The sequence below is a fragment of the Arthrobacter subterraneus genome (genome assembly GCF_900099735.1).
Lineage (GTDB): Bacteria > Actinomycetota > Actinomycetes > Actinomycetales > Micrococcaceae > Arthrobacter_D > Arthrobacter_D subterraneus.
This window is the reverse complement of the sequence record NZ_FNDT01000001.1, coordinates 125,111-143,283: the sequence shown is the minus strand read 5'-3', so window position 1 is coordinate 143,283 and position 18,173 is coordinate 125,111. Positions and strand designations below refer to the sequence as shown.

20 protein-coding genes are annotated in these 18,173 nt (G+C 65.8%); 10 read left to right on the top strand and 10 right to left on the bottom strand.

Features of this window, described 5'->3' with window-relative positions; all coding sequences use genetic code 11:
* Window positions 1-11 precede the first annotated feature (11 nt).
* The 4 genes from BLS52_RS00625 to BLS52_RS00610 all read right to left on the bottom strand — a co-directional run bounded on the left by BLS52_RS00625 (window position 12) and on the right by BLS52_RS00610 (window position 3,310).
* Window positions 12-884: an amino acid ABC transporter permease gene (locus tag BLS52_RS00625; protein ID WP_090584136.1), complete on the bottom strand. Its 873-nt coding sequence runs from the start codon at window positions 882-884 to the stop codon at window positions 12-14.
* On the bottom strand, window positions 881-1,555 hold the full coding sequence (locus tag BLS52_RS00620; RefSeq protein WP_026546012.1) for an amino acid ABC transporter permease: 675 nt from the start codon (window positions 1,553-1,555) through the stop codon (window positions 881-883). Before BLS52_RS00620 ends, BLS52_RS00625 begins: the two co-directional genes overlap by 4 nt.
* A 75-nt stretch (window positions 1,556-1,630) precedes the next feature.
* Window positions 1,631-2,479: a glutamate ABC transporter substrate-binding protein gene (locus BLS52_RS00615; RefSeq protein WP_090584135.1), complete on the bottom strand. Its 849-nt coding sequence runs from the start codon at window positions 2,477-2,479 to the stop codon at window positions 1,631-1,633.
* A gap of 42 nt (window positions 2,480-2,521) precedes the next feature.
* A complete protein-coding gene (locus BLS52_RS00610) occupies window positions 2,522-3,310 on the bottom strand; it encodes an amino acid ABC transporter ATP-binding protein (RefSeq protein ID WP_090584134.1) in 789 nt (262 codons plus the stop codon).
* A gap of 116 nt (window positions 3,311-3,426) precedes the next feature.
* Here BLS52_RS00610 and BLS52_RS00605 point away from each other — a divergent pair, with 116 nt between their 5' ends.
* From BLS52_RS00605 to BLS52_RS00590, 4 genes are all read left to right on the top strand, one after another.
* Entirely contained in the window at window positions 3,427-4,209 is a 783-nt protein-coding gene (locus BLS52_RS00605; RefSeq protein ID WP_090584133.1) for an LOG family protein, read from the top strand.
* Window positions 4,210-4,212: 3 nt separating this feature from the next.
* On the top strand, window positions 4,213-4,602 hold the full coding sequence (locus tag BLS52_RS00600) for a DivIVA domain-containing protein (RefSeq protein WP_090584132.1): 390 nt from the start codon (window positions 4,213-4,215) through the stop codon (window positions 4,600-4,602).
* Entirely contained in the window at window positions 4,599-5,183 is a 585-nt protein-coding gene (locus BLS52_RS00595; RefSeq protein WP_090584131.1) for a DNA-3-methyladenine glycosylase I, read from the top strand. The genes BLS52_RS00600 and BLS52_RS00595 overlap by 4 nt, the downstream gene beginning before the upstream one ends.
* A gap of 198 nt (window positions 5,184-5,381) precedes the next feature.
* Window positions 5,382-5,549, top strand: coding sequence for a DUF3117 domain-containing protein (locus tag BLS52_RS00590; RefSeq protein ID WP_084033880.1), 168 nt, complete (start codon window positions 5,382-5,384; stop codon window positions 5,547-5,549).
* 48 nt (window positions 5,550-5,597) lie between these two features.
* Here the strand turns inward: BLS52_RS00590 and BLS52_RS00585 are convergent, their stop codons facing one another.
* On the bottom strand, window positions 5,598-6,236 hold the full coding sequence (locus tag BLS52_RS00585) for an O-methyltransferase (protein WP_090584130.1): 639 nt from the start codon (window positions 6,234-6,236) through the stop codon (window positions 5,598-5,600).
* 292 nt (window positions 6,237-6,528) lie between these two features.
* Between BLS52_RS00585 and sigE the strand changes: the two genes are divergently transcribed.
* Genes sigE through BLS52_RS00570 form a run of 3 tightly spaced genes read left to right on the top strand, consistent with a single transcriptional unit; the run spans window position 6,529 to window position 8,616 of the window.
* Window positions 6,529-7,164 (top strand): RNA polymerase sigma factor SigE, encoded by a 636-nt coding sequence (gene sigE, locus BLS52_RS00580; protein ID WP_026546018.1) that lies wholly within the window; start codon window positions 6,529-6,531, stop codon window positions 7,162-7,164.
* A 4-nt stretch (window positions 7,165-7,168) separates the two neighbouring features.
* The gene (locus BLS52_RS00575; protein WP_090584129.1) at window positions 7,169-8,128 is read left to right on the top strand and encodes an anti-sigma factor; all 960 of its coding nucleotides are present in this window, start codon (window positions 7,169-7,171) and stop codon (window positions 8,126-8,128) included.
* 41 nt (window positions 8,129-8,169) lie between these two features.
* Window positions 8,170-8,616: a Sec-independent protein translocase subunit TatB gene (locus tag BLS52_RS00570; protein WP_090584128.1), complete on the top strand. Its 447-nt coding sequence runs from the start codon at window positions 8,170-8,172 to the stop codon at window positions 8,614-8,616.
* A gap of 77 nt (window positions 8,617-8,693) precedes the next feature.
* Here the strand turns inward: BLS52_RS00570 and BLS52_RS00565 are convergent, their stop codons facing one another.
* The 3 genes from BLS52_RS00565 to BLS52_RS00555 are packed head-to-tail and all read right to left on the bottom strand — an operon-like array spanning window position 8,694 to window position 11,684.
* Window positions 8,694-9,818: an Mrp/NBP35 family ATP-binding protein gene (locus tag BLS52_RS00565; RefSeq protein WP_026546021.1), complete on the bottom strand. Its 1,125-nt coding sequence runs from the start codon at window positions 9,816-9,818 to the stop codon at window positions 8,694-8,696.
* A complete protein-coding gene (locus BLS52_RS00560; RefSeq protein ID WP_026546022.1) occupies window positions 9,815-10,411 on the bottom strand; it encodes a DUF1003 domain-containing protein in 597 nt (198 codons plus the stop codon). The genes BLS52_RS00565 and BLS52_RS00560 overlap by 4 nt, the downstream gene beginning before the upstream one ends.
* Window positions 10,404-11,684 (bottom strand): magnesium transporter MgtE N-terminal domain-containing protein, encoded by a 1,281-nt coding sequence (locus BLS52_RS00555; protein WP_026546023.1) that lies wholly within the window; start codon window positions 11,682-11,684, stop codon window positions 10,404-10,406. Before BLS52_RS00555 ends, BLS52_RS00560 begins: the two co-directional genes overlap by 8 nt.
* A 128-nt stretch (window positions 11,685-11,812) precedes the next feature.
* On the opposite strand from BLS52_RS00555, the gene BLS52_RS00550 reads away from it, so the two are divergent.
* Entirely contained in the window at window positions 11,813-12,631 is an 819-nt protein-coding gene (locus BLS52_RS00550) for a YflT domain-containing protein (RefSeq protein ID WP_175460049.1), read from the top strand.
* A 132-nt stretch (window positions 12,632-12,763) separates the two neighbouring features.
* On the opposite strand, the gene BLS52_RS00545 is transcribed toward BLS52_RS00550, so the two are convergent.
* Entirely contained in the window at window positions 12,764-14,374 is a 1,611-nt protein-coding gene (locus tag BLS52_RS00545; protein WP_090584127.1) for an aminopeptidase P family protein, read from the bottom strand.
* A 156-nt stretch (window positions 14,375-14,530) separates the two neighbouring features.
* Here BLS52_RS00545 and BLS52_RS00540 point away from each other — a divergent pair, with 156 nt between their 5' ends.
* A complete protein-coding gene (locus BLS52_RS00540) occupies window positions 14,531-16,339 on the top strand; it encodes an acyltransferase family protein (RefSeq protein ID WP_090584126.1) in 1,809 nt (602 codons plus the stop codon).
* A 22-nt stretch (window positions 16,340-16,361) separates the two neighbouring features.
* Window positions 16,362-17,207, top strand: coding sequence for a PHP domain-containing protein (locus BLS52_RS00535; RefSeq protein ID WP_090584125.1), 846 nt, complete (start codon window positions 16,362-16,364; stop codon window positions 17,205-17,207).
* 29 nt (window positions 17,208-17,236) lie between these two features.
* Here the strand turns inward: BLS52_RS00535 and BLS52_RS00530 are convergent, their stop codons facing one another.
* Window positions 17,237-18,166 (bottom strand): DNA-methyltransferase, encoded by a 930-nt coding sequence (locus BLS52_RS00530; protein WP_090584124.1) that lies wholly within the window; start codon window positions 18,164-18,166, stop codon window positions 17,237-17,239.
* Between the last annotated feature and the right edge of the window lie 7 nt (window positions 18,167-18,173).

Sequence of the window (18,173 nt, the reverse complement as noted above, 5' to 3'; positions counted from 1 at the left end):
AGCTTTCAGCCCTAGCCGGCAGGAACTGCAGCGGCGACCTTCTGCTCGGGATCCTTCCGGGCGGGCCCGGCCGTCCGGAAGCTGAGGAGCTTCGACAACCGGTTCGCCAGTGACGAGAGCGCGAAGTTGATGATGATGAAGATGACCGCAGCGATCAACAGTGCCTGCAGCAGGTTCCCTTCACCAACGCCCAGACGGCGGGCGTTCTGCAGCAGTTCGGTGTAGGTGATGATGTAGCCGAGGGCAGAGTCCTTGAGGATCACCACGAACTGGCTGACCAGCGCGGGGAGCATGGCGGTAAGCGCCTGCGGAACCTCGATGCTTCTCAGCGACTGGCCCCGGGTCATCCCGATGGCCATACCCGCTTCCCGCTGCCCCTTGGGAAGACCCTCCACGCCGGAACGCACCAGCTCCGCGATAACGGACCCGTTGTACAGGGTCAACGCCGTGACCACAGCGATGAACGGGATGTCCTGCGGGCGCATGATGCTCGCGGCGCCGATGGCCAGCCACAGGAAGATCATCATCAGCAGCACCGGAACGGCGCGGAAGAACTCGACGATGACGCCGGCGAGCCAGCGGATCGGCAGGAAGTGGGAGAGGCGCCCGATACCGAGGAGGAGGCCGAGTACCACAGAGGTGACGATTGCCACGCCGGCCGCCCGGAGCGTATCCCAGAGGCCTGGAAGAAGGAAGAACTGCCAGGTCCGGGTCTCAAGGAAGGGCGTCCACTTGGCAGCCGTCAACTGGCCTTGCCCGGCGAGGGCGGTAATCAGCCAGGCAAGCAGCCCGACTATGAACAGAACGCCGACAATATTGCCGATCAGGATGTTGCGCTTCGCTTTGGGGCCCGGCGCGTCGAAGAGTACCTGCTGTGCGCTCATCGGGACACCGCCAGTTTCTTTGAGGCCCAGGTTGTCAGCAGCCCGATCGGTATAACGATGAGCACAAAACCAAAAGCGAAGGTGAAGAAGATTGGAATCACCATGTCGGAGCGGAACTCGATCATGGTTTTCATCAGGCCGGCCGACTCAGCAACCGACCCTGCCGCAGCGACGGTCGAATTCTTGGTCAGCGCGATGAGCACATTGCCGAGCGGGGCGATGGCACCGCGGAATGCCTGTGGCAGGATCACGAGGCGTGCGGCAGGGAGGAACGAGAGTCCGATGGCGCGGGCCGCCTCGGCCTGGCCCAGCGGAACGGTGTTCACACCGCTTCGGATTGCCTCGCACACAAACGCAGCGTGGTAGAGACTGAGCCCGAGGATGGCAAGCCGGAAGAAGTTCAGGTTGAAATCCGAGGAAAGGCTGACGCTCAGCTGGCCGAACAGGGCAAGCACACCGAACGCGATGATGATCGTCAGCGGTGTGTTGCGGAAGATATTGACGTAGGTCGCGCCGAACCACTGCAGGCTTGCGATGGGGGAGATCCTGAACAGGGCAAGCAGCGTTCCGAGCAGCAGAGACCAGATGGCAGCCCAGAAGGTCAACTGGATGTTTACCCAGAAGGCGGCTGCGACGTCGTATTGCTCGAAGAGCGACAGGAAACTGTCCACGGCAACCTTTCTTGTATGTGCTTCGAACGGCCGTATGGGGGCTGCAAGGCAGCCCCCATACGGTTTCTGATCAGGTTAGGCGCAGTCGTCCGGCGTCGGCGGGTTGAGTTCCGCGTTCGGCTCGTAGTCGACGCCTTCCAGGTTGTTCGCGAGGGCTTCTTCCCACGCGCCTTCCTCGATCATCTTTTCGATGGCTGCATTGATGTCGGAGCAGAGCTCGCTGCCCTTGGTGAGGCCGACGCCGTACTTCTCCTCGGAGAACGGGTTGCCGACGACCTTGAACTGGCCCTGGTTCGCTTCCTGCGCGGCGAGGCCGGCGAGGATGATGTCATCGGTGGTGACGGCGTCGATCTGGCCGCCGCTCATCAGGCTGACGCACTCCGCGTAGCCGGGCTGCTCGATCAGGTTGACGCCTTCCGCATATTCGTCCTTCACGCGCTGGGCAGAAGTGGAGCCGGTGACGGAGCACAGGTTCCGGCCGTCGAGGTCCTCAGGTCCGGTGATGTCGCTGTCCACGGGGACCAGCAGATCCTGACCGGCGATGAAGTACGGACCGGCGAAGTCCACCGTCTCCTTGCGGGTGTCGGTGATCGAGTAGGTAGCGAAGATCATGTCCACCTGCTCGTTGGAGAGCAGGTTTTCGCGGTTCGCCGAGGGTGCCTCAACCCATTCGATCTGGTCTTCGCTGTAGCCCAGTTCTCCGGCTACGTACCTGGCGACGTCAACATCGAAGCCCGAGTAGGAGCCGCCCTCGTCAAAGCCGAGGCCCGGCTGGTCGAACTTGATGCCGATGCGGACGGACTCGGCACCTGCCTCGCCGCCGCCTTCTTCAGCGCCTTCTTCGCCGCCTCCGCCGCCGCAGGCGGACAGGGCCAGCGCCGCCGCAGCTGCCATTGCCAGTGCGCCGTATCGTGTAGTTCGCATGATTTCTCCTCGCGTTATTTCCTGATGGGAATTCGTCGATAGTTAGTGGGCAAGGATCTTGCCGAGGAAGTCCTTGGCTCGATCGCTCTTCGGGTTGGTGAAGAACTCTTCGGGGGTCGCCTGTTCGACGATCTGACCGTCCGCCATGAAGATCACCCGGTCGGCGGCTTTGCGGGCGAAGCCCATTTCGTGGGTGACAACGATCATGGTCATGCCCTCCTTGGCAAGGGACACCATGGCATCGAGGACTTCGTTGATCATTTCCGGGTCAAGCGCGGAGGTGGGTTCGTCGAAGAGCATCACCTTCGGCTGCATGGCCAGTGCCCGGGCAATGGCCACGCGCTGCTGCTGGCCACCGGAAAGCTGCGCCGGGAGCTTCTGCGCCTGGTTGTCCACGCCCACGCGCTTGAGCAGGGACATCGCCAGCTCCTTCGCCGCGGTGGGCTTCATGCCTTTGACCTTCACGGGGCCGAGGGTCACGTTTTCAAGGATGGATTTATGGGCAAACAGATTGAAGGACTGGAACACCATTCCGACGTCGGCACGCAGCTTTGCGAGTGCCTTCCCCTCGGCGGGCAGTTCCTTGCCGTCAATCCTGATTTCCCCGTTGTCGATGGTTTCGAGGCGGTTGATTGCACGGCAGAGGGTGGATTTGCCGGAGCCTGAGGGCCCGATGACCACCACGACCTCGCCGCGGGCGACCTCAAGGTTGATGTCCTTGAGTACATGCAGCTCGCCGAAGTGTTTGTTCACGTTCTTCAGCGACACGAGCGGCTGGGTTGGCGGGTGGGAAGCGGACGCGGTCGTGCTCGACTGTGGGTCACGAGTCATAGGTAGAAATGTAGCGAAAGATTCCCCAGCGGCGATACATCGACCGGCGGAAAGTGGAAATCGTGATTCAAGAGCAACCAAAGCCGAAGCCCGCTTCCGGCGGTTAGCCTTGGGGTATGAGTCCCAACAACGGCAAGAATGACCATCAGCCCGAAAATCGCGCTGCACCGGCGCGGCGCCGCGGGCAGGTTGAGCTCAGGGGGGAGCAGGCAAAGACCGTGCAGTCCGACCAGTACCTCCTCGATTCAATGGAGGAGACTCCCTTCACCAAGACGGACCCCTGGCGTGTCCTTCGCATCCAGAGCGAATTCGTGGAGGGTTTCGGCACGCTGTCCGAGCTTGGCCCGGCGATCAGCGTCTTCGGTTCGGCCCGGACCCCCCGGGACTCCCCGTATTACGCCATGGGAGAGGAAGTGGGCCGGCTTCTGGTGGAAGCGGGGTACGCGGTGATCACGGGCGGCGGGCCGGGAGCCATGGAAGCGGCGAACAAAGGCGCGTGTCAGGCGGGAGGGGTCTCCGTCGGGCTGGGAATCGAGTTGCCGTTCGAGCAGGGAATGAACGAGTGGGTGGACCTCGGCATCAATTTCCGCTATTTCTTTGCCCGCAAAACCATGTTCGTGAAATACGCGCAGGGATTCATAGTGCTCCCGGGAGGATTCGGCACGCTGGACGAACTGTTCGAGGCGATGACCCTCGTCCAGACCCAGAAGGTGACGTCCTTCCCCATCGTGCTGATCGGCAGCGAGTTCTGGGGGCCGCTGTGGCATTGGGTGAGGGAAACGCTGCTCGCCAACGGAATGATCTCGGAGAAGGACCTCTCCCTGGTCCACCTCGTCGATGAACCGTCCGACGCCGTCCGGGCGGTTCTGGCTGACACCGCAGGCCACACCGGTCCCTAGACCATGACGACCTTCCTGGTTCTCGTAGCGATCATGGCCGTCGGAGCCACTGCCTTCCTCGCCGTCGGGCGGAGCCGGCAGGACGTCGAAAGCGGGCAGCGGGGGGAACCCGCGGATGTTCCCGGACTGGTTGAACCGACGCCCACGCTGCCTCCGGTTCTGCTTCCGGAGCGGCCGGACGCTGCCGATGTACGGCGCGTCCGCTTCTCGCTGGGCCTGCGCGGCTACCGCATGGACCAGGTCGATGAGGTCCTGGACCGACTGGCCGCAGCGCTCGCGGAAAGGGACGCCCTCATCGAAGGGCTGCAAAACCAGCTCCAGGCCTGGGACGGGGATCAGGCCCGGGACAGGGATCAGGCCGGGGACAGGGAACAGCGCGGGGACACCCGGTGAGCGCGGTCAGCGGCAGCGATGGCCGGTTGAGATGCGGCTGGGCAGTCACCAGCGCAGATTACGAGGTCTACCACGACCAGGAGTGGGGTCGCCCGGTCACCGGTGAAACTGCACTCTTTGAGCGGATCAGCCTTGAGGCGTTCCAGTCAGGGCTGAGCTGGATCACCATCCTGCGCAAGCGGGAGGCGTTCCGCTCAGCCTTCGCGGGTTTCGATCCGCGGTCAGTGGCGGCTTTCAACGACGACGACGTCGTGCGCCTCCTGGGCGACGCCGCCATTGTCCGCAACAGGGCCAAAATCCTGGCCACGATCGCCAATGCCCGTGCACTTCTCTCGCTACCTCCAGGAACAACGCTGGAAGGGATTCTTGAGGCGCACCGGCCGGCACCGCGGGACCCGCCGGAGTCTCTGGCGGATGTGCCCGCCGTCGTTCCCGAGTCAACCGCGCTCGCAAAGGATCTGCGCTCGCACGGGTTCCGGTTTGTCGGGCCCACCACCGCCTACGCGATGCAGCAGGCAACCGGCTATGTAAATGACCACCTTGTCTCGTGCTGGGTGAGGGCCCGCACGTTGTCCGGATGAGCCGGCTATGGGCCTGCCGCTGTTGTCCGGCGGCAGGGACTACCCGCCCAGGGGGTGTGATGGGCGCCGCACCCGCGATTAGCTCGCCGCGCACTTCTACGGGATAATGGAGGAGGACGAGCGTACGGGGGACAATCCGCCGTGCAATGTTGATCGCGGCCATCGTCCTGCCGCGCACCGTGGAAGGAAACTACTTAGATGGCTGCGATGAAACCCCGTACCGGTGATGGACCTATGGAGGTCACCAAAGAGGGACGCAGCCTCATCATGCGGGTTCCGATTGACGGCGGCGGACGCCTGGTGGTCGAGCTGAATGCCGAGGAGGCAGGCAAGCTCAAGGATTGCCTGCTGACCGTTACGGACTAGCTGACCTCAGGACCAGGGCACCGTCAGGACCCGCGGGGCCCGGTCCGGTCAGCTGAACATCTTCACAGCCATCAGCAGGCCGTTGCCCGCCGGCATCAGGGTGGTGACCAGCTGATCGTTGCCCCGCAGGGTCTTGCCGACCTGCCGGAGGGTGTTGGTGGACGCATCGCGGACCGCCGGGTCGGCCACCTTCCCGCCGTCCAGGGCGTCGTTGACCAGAAGGAGCCCTCCGCGCTTCAGGAGCCGGACGGCCTGATCGGCGTACAGTGCAAGGTTGGTCTTGTCAGCGTCGAGGAAGACGAGGTCATAGGCCGCATCCGTAAGCCGGGGAAGTACATCGGCGGCGCGGCCGGAGATCGTGCGGGTGCGGTTGGCCGGTATCCCCGCCTCCGCATAGGACTCCCGTGCAGCCCGGAGATGATCCACATCCGAGTCGATTGTGGTCAGCACGGAGTTTGGGCCCATGCCACGCAGCAGGCATACTCCGGAGACGCCGGCCCCGGCGCCGACCTCGACGACCGTCACTGCTTTTGACGCGGCGGCGAGCACGGTGAGGGCCGCGGCGATGCCGGTGCTGACGGGCGCAACTCCCAGCTCATACGAACGGTCACGTGCACGGAGCAGGACGTCATCTTCAACGGGCAAACCTTCCGTATAGGACCAGTTTGCCTGCTTCTGCGCGCTCATGATGTTCCATTCTCTCCAGCAGCGGGGTAATGCCTGCCGCCCGGGCCGGGTTGCCGGGCTTTGCCTCCCAGCCTACTGCCGTCGGCGGACCGGTCCCGGTAGCGCCGCTGCCCCGTGCCGCGCGGCCACCCCGCTCCTGCCAAATTTTCAGCGTGCTCACAGCTAGCTCGGGCACCATGGATGTGCAAGGCATCCAACAGAGGCGAAGCCCCGAATACCTGATGCGCAGGTCCGGCTAAACATCGGGACCGGCACCGCAACCATTTCATTCGAGGGCGAGAGGAGAAGGTCGATGTCTACTTCGCGCACGGTGGCACCTACGGGGAGCGTCACCACCGGAGAGCACGATCAGGAGGTGCCCGCCTGGGCGCCGCCGTCATGGGAGGAAGTGGTCAGGGACCATTCGCCCAAGGTCTACAGGCTTGCCTACCGGCTGACCGGCAACAAGTACGACGCCGAGGACCTCACCCAGGAGGTGTTTGTCCGGGTGTTCAGGTCCCTGGCGAATTTCAAGCCGGGTACGCTGGACGGCTGGCTCCACCGCATCACCACCAATCTCTTCCTGGACCAGGCGCGCCGCAAGAACCGCATCCGCTTCGATGGACTCGCCGATGATGCGGAGAGCCGTTTGCCGAGCACCCATCCAAGCCCTGAGCGGAGCTTCGAGTTCAACAACCTGGATCTCGACGTGCAGGCCGCCCTGGAGGAGTTGCCGCCGGACTTCCGCGCTGCAGTTGTTCTCTGCGATCTTGAAGGGCTGCCCTATGACGAGGTGGCGCGCGCGCTGGGAGTGAAGCTCGGCACCGTGCGCTCGCGCATCCACCGTGGCCGCACCCTTCTCCGTGAGAAACTCGCCCACCGGGACCCCCGCCAGCCCGCTCCTGTCCCATCCCGCCTCAGCCTGCCTCGGATCGCAGGTGCCCGCTAGGTCCATGCGCCATCCAACCCGTTCTCTGACCGATTACGTGGCAGACGAGCTGACCCCCGCTCGGCGGCGTGCGGTGGAAAAGCACCTGCTCGGCTGTGCCCGCTGCAGACAGGTTGTGCAGCAGGAACAGGCAATCCGGCGTCGGTTGCAGAGCACCGCAACCCCGGGGCCGTCCGAAGATCTCTGCGAGCGCATCCTGCGCCGGTCCGCATCAGCGCCGGGCGAACAGCGGGGGCCGGCAGTCGGGGGCGCCTTCGCCGCTGCCGGAGATCACGGCGGAAGCGTGCCGCTGTACCGGAACCGCGCACTGATCGCTGCGGGCAGCGGCCTGGCGGTTGTCGCCGTAGCCACCCTGAGCGCCGCCTATGCCCTCGGGTCGGAAGCCGATCCACCGGACCCGGTCGCGACGGGAAGCTACGCATCCGTCACCGAAAGCTTCCAGACCGTTGCGTCGGACACGTCCGCCGGGCTCAGTTCGGGCCAGATTGAGCAACTGCGCGACGACGGTTGGTTCTGCCCCGAGCTGCAGACGCTTGGCTTCCAGCTCGAACACGCCGAGGCGCTGGAGATTGACGGGCGTCCCACCCTCCAACTGGACCTCTCCGACGGCAGTCATTCCCTCACCATCTATGAGCAGCGGGGTACCACTGCGGGTACCGTCTCCGCTCCGATCAATGCGGCCACCGGTAATTCGGTGCACGAAGACGGGTTTGAGGAGATCGGTGGAACGGACCAGACGGTCTGGCTGCATCCGGGACGGTCCTGGCAACTGGTGATCAGCTCCGGCTCCGCCACCTATACGGTGGTTTCGACCCTGCCCGTAGCGGATATGCCGCGCGCGGTCAGCCAGCTCATGTTCAACGAACACTCCCAGCTCGCCTATTCACGTCACGACGACGTGCCGGCTGACCCCTTGAGCCGCATCCTGCGGGGCCTTGGAAAGCTGGCGCAGCCGGCGCCCTGACGCAAATAGATTCGGTGTGGCGCGGCGGGTAGGCTTCGAGAGTGTTTGGAATCAATGGATACGAGTTCCTCCTGTTGGCGATTATTGCCGTCATTGTCCTTGGTCCCGAACGCCTGCCCGAGTACGCCTCACAGCTGGCCCAACTGGTCAAGGGCCTGCGCCGCATGGCCACCGGAGCCCGTGAGCAGCTGCGCGAAGAGGTCGGCAGCGAGTTCGACGACGTCGATTGGCGAAAGCTCGATCCGCGCCAGTATGATCCGCGGCGGATCATCAAGGAAGCACTCCTTGATGACATCGAGGACGCCATCAAGCCGGTCAGCGAGAACGGATCCAGCCCCCAGCCCCGGCCGGCAGCATCCTCCGGGCAACCCGGCCGTCCGGACGCCGGATCGAACGCCCCCACCGACAACGACTCCCGGCCGCCCACCGGCAGTGCCGGGCGCCTGAGCGCCGGTCAGGCCGCCCCCTACGACAGTGAGGCAACCTGAGGGCTGCTGAGGGGTCCCTGAGAGACAGCGCTGCGGGATCCGCCGGCGTGCCAACACCAGTGCTGGCCTACCGCCGGTCAGCGCTGTTTCGGACTTACCGTCAGCAGCCGTTCATTGAGTCCGCGTGGCCTGCGGGCCAGCATCGAGGCGATGCGGGTCAGCTCGTCAGCGGCAGGTGAGCCAGGGCGCAGAACCACGGGTTCTCCGGCATCGCCGCCTTCCCTGAGCGCGGGTTCCAGTGCGATGCTGCCCAGCAGCTCCACGTCATAGCCCACGGTCGAGCTGAGCCTGCGGGCAAGCTCGGCACCGCCGCCGCTGCCGAAGACCTCCATGCGCTCCCCTCCGGGCAGCTCCAGCCAGGACATGTTCTCGATGACTCCGGCGACTTTCTGCCCGGTCTGCACTGCCATGGATCCGGCTCGTTCGGCGACGTCCGCTGCAGCTGCCTGCGGTGTGGTGACGATCAGCAGTTCCGCACCGGGCAGCAGCTGTGAGACCGAAATCGCGATGTCCCCGGTTCCGGGCGGCAGGTCGAGGAACAGGACGTCCAGATCGCCGAAATAGACATCCTGCAGGAACTGTTCCAGCGCGCGGTGCAGCATCGGACCGCGCCAGGCAACCGGCTGGTTCCCGGTCACGAACATACCGATCGAAATTGCCTTGACCCCATGCGCAACCGGGGGCAGGATCATCTCGTCAACCCGGGTGGGTGCCTGGCTGATCCCCATCAGGGCCGGTATCGAAAAACCATAGACGTCCGCATCCACAATCCCGACCCGCAGACCCTGCGCGGCCATGGCTGCGGCAAGGTTCACGGTGACACTCGACTTGCCCACTCCGCCCTTGCCGCTCGCAACCGCGAGCACCCGGGTGAGCGAACCCGGCTCGTTGAACGGTATCCCGCGCCGGTCCCCGGCACCCCGCAGTCGCTCCTTCAGGGCGTCCCGCTGTTCCTGGGTCATGACCCCGAGTGCCACGCGGACGCTGTTCACTCCCGGGAGCCCGGTGACCGCAGCCTCGACGTCGCGGCTGATGGTGTCGCGCAGGGGACATCCGGCGATGGTGAGGAGCACGTGCACGACGACGGAGCCGTCGTCGTGCACGGAGACCGACTCCACCATGCCCAGTTCAGTGATCGGACGGCGCAGTTCCGGGTCAATGACCGTACCAAGCGCGGACCGGACGGCGGCTTCGACCGTCACTGCTTGTCCCGGCGCGGGGGCACCTGCGGAAGGGAGGTCGTGGTGTCGGGCACGCGGCGTCTGGGCTTGCGCTGGCCGGATGTCTCCTGCCCGTCTGCGGACTCAAGCAGTTCCTCCATGACGGAGCGCAGCTCGGACCGGACAAAGTCCCGGGTGGTGACCTCGCGCAGGGCGATGCGCAGCTCGGCGATCTCGCGCGTGAGGTATTCGGTGTCGGAGAGGTTCCGTTCGGCCCGCTGGCGGTCCTCCTGCAGTGACACGCGGTCGCGGTCATCCTGACGGTTCTGGGCCAGCAGCAGAAGTGGGGCCGCATAGGAGGCCTGCAGGGACAGCATGAGGGTCAGGAGGGTGAACCCGATCGCCGCACTGTCGAACCTCCATGCCTCAGGCGCCCAGCTGTTCCACGCAAGCCACACGGCAACGAACACCGTCATGTAGAAGAGGAACTGCGGGGTGCCCATGAACCTGGCGAAATTCTCGGTGGCGCTGCCGAAGGCGTCCGGGTTGGGGCGGAGCCTGGGCAGCCACCGGCCGCGGCTTTCACGCGGCGTGTCCAGGCCACTGGTGGTTACGGTTCTGGTTCTCTCAACCATTTATGCCTCCACGGGTTATATGGGGCGTGATGTCCTGGGCACGCCAGTCCTCCGGGAGCAGGTGGTCCAGAACGTCGTCAACGGTCACCGCCCCCACCAATCGGCCGTCGCCATTGACGATCGGCAGTGAATTCAGGTTGTAGGTGGCTAGGATCCGGGATACCTCACTGATGGTCGCCTGATCGCTGACCGGCTCCAGATCCGTGTCCACGATATTGCCCAGTTGCTCGGGAGGCGGAAAACGTAGCAGCTGCTGGATATGTACCACGCCGAGGTACCGGCCGGTGGGGGTCTCCAGCGGTGGCCGGCAGACGAAGATGGACGATGCGAGCGCCGGGGTCAATTCTTCCCGGCGTACGTGCGCCAGCGCCTCGGCGACCGTTGCTTCCGGAGGCAGGATCACAGGAACCGGCGTCATGAGTGATCCGGCGGTGTCTTCCTCATACTGCAGCAGCCGGCGGACGTCCTTCGCGTCGTCCGGTTCCATGAGCTGGAGGAGCTCTTCCTTCTGGTCTTCCGGTAGCTCATTGAGGAGGTCGGCGGCGTCGTCCGGGTCCATCTCCTCCAGCACATCGGCTGCCCGCTCCCGGTCCAGTGAGGAGAGGATCTGCACCTGGTCGTCGTCGGGCAGTTCCTGGAGGATGTCGGCAAGCCGCTGGTCCTGAAGCTCGCTGGCCACCTCGATCCGGCGCTTGTCGCTCATCTCGTGGAGTGCGTCCGCGAAGTCGGCTGCTTTCAGGTCATCGTGCTGTGCCACGAAGGACGTTGCGGCCTGGGGTTCATCGGCGTCGCCGTGATACGCGTCCATCCAGTCGATGATCAGGCGCTCGCCGCGGCGAAGGCCCCGCAGCCGCGACTGTGGGCCGCCGCGACGGACGAAGATCTGCGACACGTGCCAGTCGCCGGAGCGGTCCTTCTCCATGGCCACATCCTCGATGGTGGCCTCCCCGCTCCCGTCGCGAAGCGTGATCCGGCGGTCGAAGACCTCGGCAACGACGAGCTGCTCGGCGCCGCGCTGGTCGAACCGCCGGAGGTTGACCAACCCGGTACAGATGATCTGCCCGGCGTCGATGGACGTCACGCGCGTCATCGGCACGAAGACCCGCTTCTTGCCGGGAACCTCAACCACCAGACCGACAACCTGGGGGAGAACCGACGGTCCCCGGTCGAGGATGACGGCGTCACGGAGCCGCCCGAGACGGTCACCGAGAGGGTCGAAGACGTCCAGGCCCAGAAGACGTGCCACAAAAACGCGCGTTGGGTTGCTGCTCACATGCCTAGGCTACTGCGCCTGCGCTACTGCGGCTGTATTGCGTGACGGCCCGCACGGCATGGCCACCCCAAAGTTCACCCCGAGCGATACGGTGCCACGGCGGGGCTGATCTAGGCAACAATGAAAGTATGTCAAACGTTCTTGGACGAACCGCCTCACGTGATGAAGGCCGCACACTGCCGAAGGGCGAGACCGTCGGCAGGTACGGCTCCTACCTTGATGCCCAGAAAGCCGTCGACTACCTCGCCGACAGCAAGTTTCCCGTGCAGCAGGTGTCGATCATCGGCAACGACCTCAAGACCGTGGAACGGGTAACCGGACGCCTCAGCTACCCGAGGGTGGCTCTTGCCAGCGCCGCGACCGGCGCCTGGTTCGGTCTTTTTGTTGGTTTCATCCTGACGCTCTTCGGCGGTGACTCGACCTACCTTCCCATCCTCTCCTCAATGGCGCTCGGAGCAGTGTTCTGGGTGCTGTTCGGTGTGATCGCCTACGCGTTCCAGCGCGGGAAGCGTGATTTCACGTCCACCAGCCAGGTGGTCGCAACCAGCTACGACGTCATTGTTGATCCGTCCGTTGCCGGAGAAGCCCGCCGGGTGCTGCAGCAGCTGCCGATGAATTCGAACCCGCAAACCAACGCCCCCGTGCAGCCCTGGGGGACGCCATCGGCACCGAACCAACCGCCGCGGCAGGGCCAGCCGCCGCAGCGTCCGGAAAGCTGGGGGCAGCCGCCTGTCCAGGCGCCGCACGCCAATCCTGACCCACAGCAGGCTGGCGCTGCCCCGCAGGCTGGGGATGAACAGCGGGCTGCAAACCAGCGTTCCACCCGCGGTCAGTTCCCTGATCTTCCGGACGGGCGTCCGCAGTACGGGATCCGCATCGAACCGCAGCCCGCCGCGGAAGACGCACCTGATGAGGCCCGCCGCGGTGAGGAATCCCGCCAGGATTAGCGGGGCCACCAACCGGCCGGCCAGAATCAGCGAGGGCAGCTGACCAACGCAAAGGCGGACAGCCATCGAAGGCTGTCCGCCTTTGCGTTGTGGTTTTCCAGGTCCGGCCCTGCAGTCCGGACCTTCAGCCCGCTATTCGCCGGTCGGGCTGTAGATGCCTGCCATCCACGCCTCGACGTCGTCGGGATCGCGCGGGAGAGCTGAGCTGAGGTTGACTGGACCGTCTGCCGTCATGAGGATGTCATCCTCGATCCGTACCCCGATACCCCGGTACTCCTCCGGAACGGAGAGGTCTTCCTCCTTGAAGTACAGTCCGGGCTCAATGGTGAAGACCATACCTTCCGCCAGAATGCCGTCCAGGTAGAGTTCGCGCCGGGCCTGCGCGCAGTCATGGACGTCCATCCCGAGGTGGTGGCTAGTGCCGTGCGGCATCCAACGCCGGTGATGCTGCCCTGCGGGAGAGAGCGCCTCCTCGAGCGGTACCGGCAGCAGCCCCCAGGCATCCAGGCGCTCAGCCAGGACGGCCACCGCGGCGGAGTGCACGTCGCGGAACCTGGCGCCCACCCTCGCGGCAGCGAAACCGGCGTCCGCGGCGTCGAGGACCGCCTGATAGATCTTCCGCTGGATGTCGGAGTACTTGCCGCTGACCGGCAGGGTACGGGTGATGTCGGCGGTGTAAAGGGTGTCGGCTTCAACACCCGCGTCCAGCAGCAGCAGGTCATCGGCGTTCACCTGGCCGTTGTTACGGATCCAGTGGAGGACGGTGGCATTGTTGCCCGAGGCGGCGATGGTGTCGTAGCCGAGGTCATTGCCCTCCTCACGTGCACGGGCAAAGAACGCCCCTTCCACCACGCGCTCGCCGCGGGGGTGGGAGATTGCGCGGGGCAGTTCACTGACAACCTCGTGGAAGCCGTTCACGGTAGCCTCGACCGCCCGGCGCATCTGCGTGATTTCCCACTCGTCCTTGATCAGCCGGAGTTCGGACAGCGCTTCCGCAAGCTTCGCGTCGAGCTCATCGGAGGCCTCAAGGTCGACGCCGGTGTTGATGCGGGACGTATCCACGAGGGCATCCGCATTCAGGTCGACCTCCCGGAGGAGCCGGATTCGGATGCCTCCGATCTCCACCGCGCCGGCATCCTTGGTGATGGCCGCTTCCAGGTCCGCAAGGTCCGCCGTCTCCAGCGACAACAGGGCGCGCACCTCGGCGCGGGACAGCCGCGGACCGATCCAGAACTCGCCGTAGCGTGCGTTCGCGTAGAACTCGGCGCTGTCCCGGCCGGCCAGTTCACGGAAGTACAGGGTGGCAGTGTGGTTGCCGCCGTCGTCGCCGGCTCCCTCCGCAGTGGGCTCCAGGACAAGGACGGCGTCGGGCTCGTGGTCCAGGCCGAGGCCGGTGAGGTGGGCGAAGCCGGAATGGGGGCGGAAACGGTAGTCGGTGTCATTGGAGCGGACCTTCAGGGGCCCGGCGGGAATGACCAGCCGTTCCCCGGGGAACTGCCGGGAAATTTTCAGGCGGCGCTGGGCTGCATAGGGCGCCACCTCTGCTTCCGCCGGCAGCTCTGTTCCTTTCGGTGCCCAGTGCGCGCCCATGAAGGCCTTGAAGGCATCCGAATCAGGCCGCTGCGACCGGTTCTCGTTGCGGCTGGAAAGCGGCTGGTCCTCCGGCGTGACGGGCGTGGCGTCGTTGCCGGCCCCGGCCTCTGCGGCGGTGACTGCTGATGGGGTGTTCTCTGCTGTACTCACCCGCCCATCGTCTCACCGGCCTGCGGAGTGAGCCAAACATCCCGGACCGGGGGTCAGGCCGGTTCCGGCGCCACGCGCAGGGCCGGTAGTGCTGCTCCGGCCGGGCTTTTTGTAAGGTGGCCCGGGGGACACGAGACGCCGACCACCGAAGGACCCATGCCGGAAAACGTTGTGAGGGAACGAAACAAGCCGCTGGACGGGCTGAGGGCCATCGCCGTCATCGCCGTGGTTTCCTACCATCTTGCGCCCGGTGCGCTGCCCGGCGGGTTTCTCGGCGTCGACCTCTTCTTTGTCCTGAGCGGCTTCCTGATCACCAGCCTGGCGGCGGAGGAACTGCACCGCTCGGGCAGGCTCGATCTCGGCGCGTTCTGGCAGCGGCGCCTCAGGCGGATCGTGCCCGCGCTGATTCCGGTTGTGCTGGTGAGCTTCACCCTGGTGCTCCTGTTCCCCACCGAAGCGGACCGGACCCTCAAGACCCAGGCCGCCGGCGCAGCGACCTTCAGCACCAACTGGGTGCAGGTCGTCTCCGGAGGGTCCTACTTCGCCGAATCCGAGCCGCCGCTGCTCCTGCACCTGTGGTCCCTGGCCGTGGAGGAGCAGTTCTACCTCCTCTGGCCGCTGCTGCTTCTGGCCCTGTGGAAACTCGGGCGCGGGAGGGCCGGATCCGCTGTCCCGCTGCCCTTCGCGTTCCTGGTCCTCGCCGCCGCGCTGCTGAGCGGCGGACTCATGGCCCTCCAATTCTCGCCGGGAGCTGATCCGAGCCGCCTGTACTTCGGTACCGATACGCATGGTTTCGGACTGCTCCTAGGCGCCTGGCTGGCGCTCGCCGGAGCCCGGACGGGCCCGCTGGTGAGTGAAGCGGCGAACCGCGTTGCGCTGCCCGTCGGCCTGACGGCGCTGGGAATGTTCTTCGGCGTCCTGCCCGACGACGGCGCTGCTGCCTACCAGGGCGGAATGTTCGCCTTCAGCGCGGTGGCAGTATTGGTCGTGGCGCTCCTGCGCCATTCCTCGGGTGCTGCGGCCGAGCTGCTTTCGAGCCGCACGCTGCAGTGGCTCGGCAGGCGCAGCTACGGTATTTACCTTTGGCACTGGCCGTGGACCGTCCTCGTGGCCGGGTGGCTGCCGCCCGGCGCTGACCACTGGGCTGCTGCCGCCGTCGTGCCCCTCACGCTGGGCTGCGCGGCGGTCAGCTGGCGATACGTGGAGAGGCCGGTTCTGGCCCGGGGCCTGCGGCGGTCCGGGACGGGGTACCTGGGCTCGTGGCGCGCGCGGCAGATCCGGCCGGCGCTGGTCGGCGGCACCGCGGCGCTGGCCTCAATGACCGTCCTCGCGGGTGCGGCCGTTGCACTGTCGCCTGAGAAAACGCAGCTTGAGGAACAACTCGCCGCGGGCCGGAACGCCGCGCGGGAGGCCGCTGCCGCCGCTGCGCGTACGCCCGCTCCGGAGCCGGCACCGGCCCCGTCCACTCCCGCGGAAGGACAGGACGAGCCCGCGCAGAGCGCTCTCGACGGGAAAGCAGTCACGGCCATCGGGGACTCGGTGATGCTCGCAGCCGCACCCCAACTGGTGGAGTCGCTGCCCGGAATCGATGTGCAGGCGGAGGTTGGCCGCCAGATGACGGACGCGCCCGGTTTCGCGGCGGAACTCGAACGGCAGGGCCGGCTGCGGCAGGTTGTGGTGATCGGGCTCGGGACAAACGGGGAGTTTGATCCGGCAGTCCTCGACGAGCTCCTTGAGGCAATCGGCCCGGATCGCCGCCTCGTCCTCATCACTGCGCACGGTGAGCGCCCCTGGATTCCGTCGGTCAATGATGCGTTACGGGCCTTCGCCGAAAACCGGGACAACGTGGAACTGCGCGACTGGGACGCCGCCTCCCGGCAGGCCACCGACTTTGCCCCCGACGGGATCCATCCCGGACCACAGGGTGGAGCCGTCTACGCGGACCTGATGCGAAGCGGAGAGTGAAATACGGGCTTACAGTTGTTTGGTGAGAATCGACCTGCATGCCCACTCCACCGTGTCCGACGGTACTGAAAGCCCCGCGCACGTCATGCGCGCGGCTGCAGCTGCCGGGCTGGACGTCGTCGCCCTCACCGACCACGACTCGACCGCGGGGTGGGCAGAGGCAGCGCAGGAGGCGCGCGCGCTGGGCCTGACGCTGGTACCCGGAATGGAAGTGTCCTGCCGCACGGACACCGGCATCAGCGTGCACGTGCTGTCCTACCTCCACGATCCCTCCCACCCGGGACTGCTCGCGGAGGTGGAACGCTCCCGGGATGCCCGGCTGACCCGGGCCGAACGGATGGTGGAGAAGCTCTCGGCGGACTACCCGATCTCCTGGTCTCATGTGCTGGAGCACGTTGCCGAGGGTGCCACCATCGGGCGGCCGCATATTGCCGACACCCTGGTCGCGCTGAAGGTCGTTGCCACCCGGAGCGAGGCCTTCGGCAGCATGTTGAGCGCCCGCTCCCGGTACTGGGTGGGGCACTATGCGCCGCACCCGGCAGACGCTGTTGCCCTGGTCCGGGAGGCCGGCGGCGTCCCCGTGTTTGCGCATCCTGTGGCGTCCTCGCGGGGCCGCATCGTCGACAGCGACGTGACAGCGGAAATGATTGACGCCGGCCTGCTCGGCCTGGAGATCGACCATCGCGACAATCCCGAGGAAGGGCGCGCAGAACTGCGGCGGATTGCCGCCCGGAACAACCTGCTGGTCACCGGTTCCAGCGACTACCACGGGACCGGAAAACCGAACCGGCTGGGGGAGAACCTCACCCAGCCGGAAGTGTTCGAGCGGCTCGAGGAGCTGGCCACCAGGAGCAGCGTTATCCGGTAGCGAGTCCCTGGTGGTTTCGTCGGTGACAGTTACCCGATGGCGGCGGAGGGATTGGTCCAGCCGGATTCGGCGTCGGCAGCGCCCGGTTCCGCCGTGCTCCCGAGCCAGGGCGCGAGCCGCCGGCTCATGACCTCAATGGACTGCGGGTTGCTGTCAATGCAGACGAAGCGCCGCTCCAGCTTTCCTGCGACTGCGCCGAGGGTTCCGGACCCGGCAAAAAAGTCCAGCACCCAGTCGCCGGGGCGGCTGCTCGCTGCAACCGCGCGGCGTACCAGGCCCTCGGGCTTCTGGGTGGGATAGCCGGTCTTTTCCTTGCCCGTCGGCGAGACGATGGTGTGCCACCAGACGTCCGTGGGGAGTTTGCCGAGGGCGGCCTTCTCGGGCGTGACGAGGCCGGGCGCCATGTAGGGCTCCCGGTCCACTTCGGCGCTGTCGAAGTGGTACCCGTCCGGGTTCTTCACGTACACGAGGATGTTGTCGTGTTTCGCCGGCCAGCGGCGGCGGGCGCGGGCCCCGTAGTCGTAGGCCCAGATAATCTCGTTGAGGAAGCACTCCCGCCCGAAGAGGACGTCCAGCATCACTTTCGCGTAGTGCACTTCGCGGTAGTCGAGGTGTACGTAGAGCGTGCCGTCGTCCGCCAGTAACCGCCACGCCTCAGCCAGGCGCGGCACGAGAAAGTCCCAGTAGTCCTCGAACGCATCGTCGTAGCTGGCCAGCAGGCCCTTGACCGTGGAGTAGCTCAGCCCCTTGAATCCCACCCGGTCACCCGCTCCGGGCGCACTGCGCACCATCGAGGTCTGCTGCCGGCGCTGCGCACGCCCGGTGTTGAACGGCGGGTCCACATAGATCATGGTGAAGGAATCGCCGGGCAGCCCGGAAAGGTATTCCAGATTGTCCGCTTCCACCACGAGGTTGGGTCCATCCGGCCGCCAGACCGGGTGGACCGCTGAGTTCCCCACGCGGTGC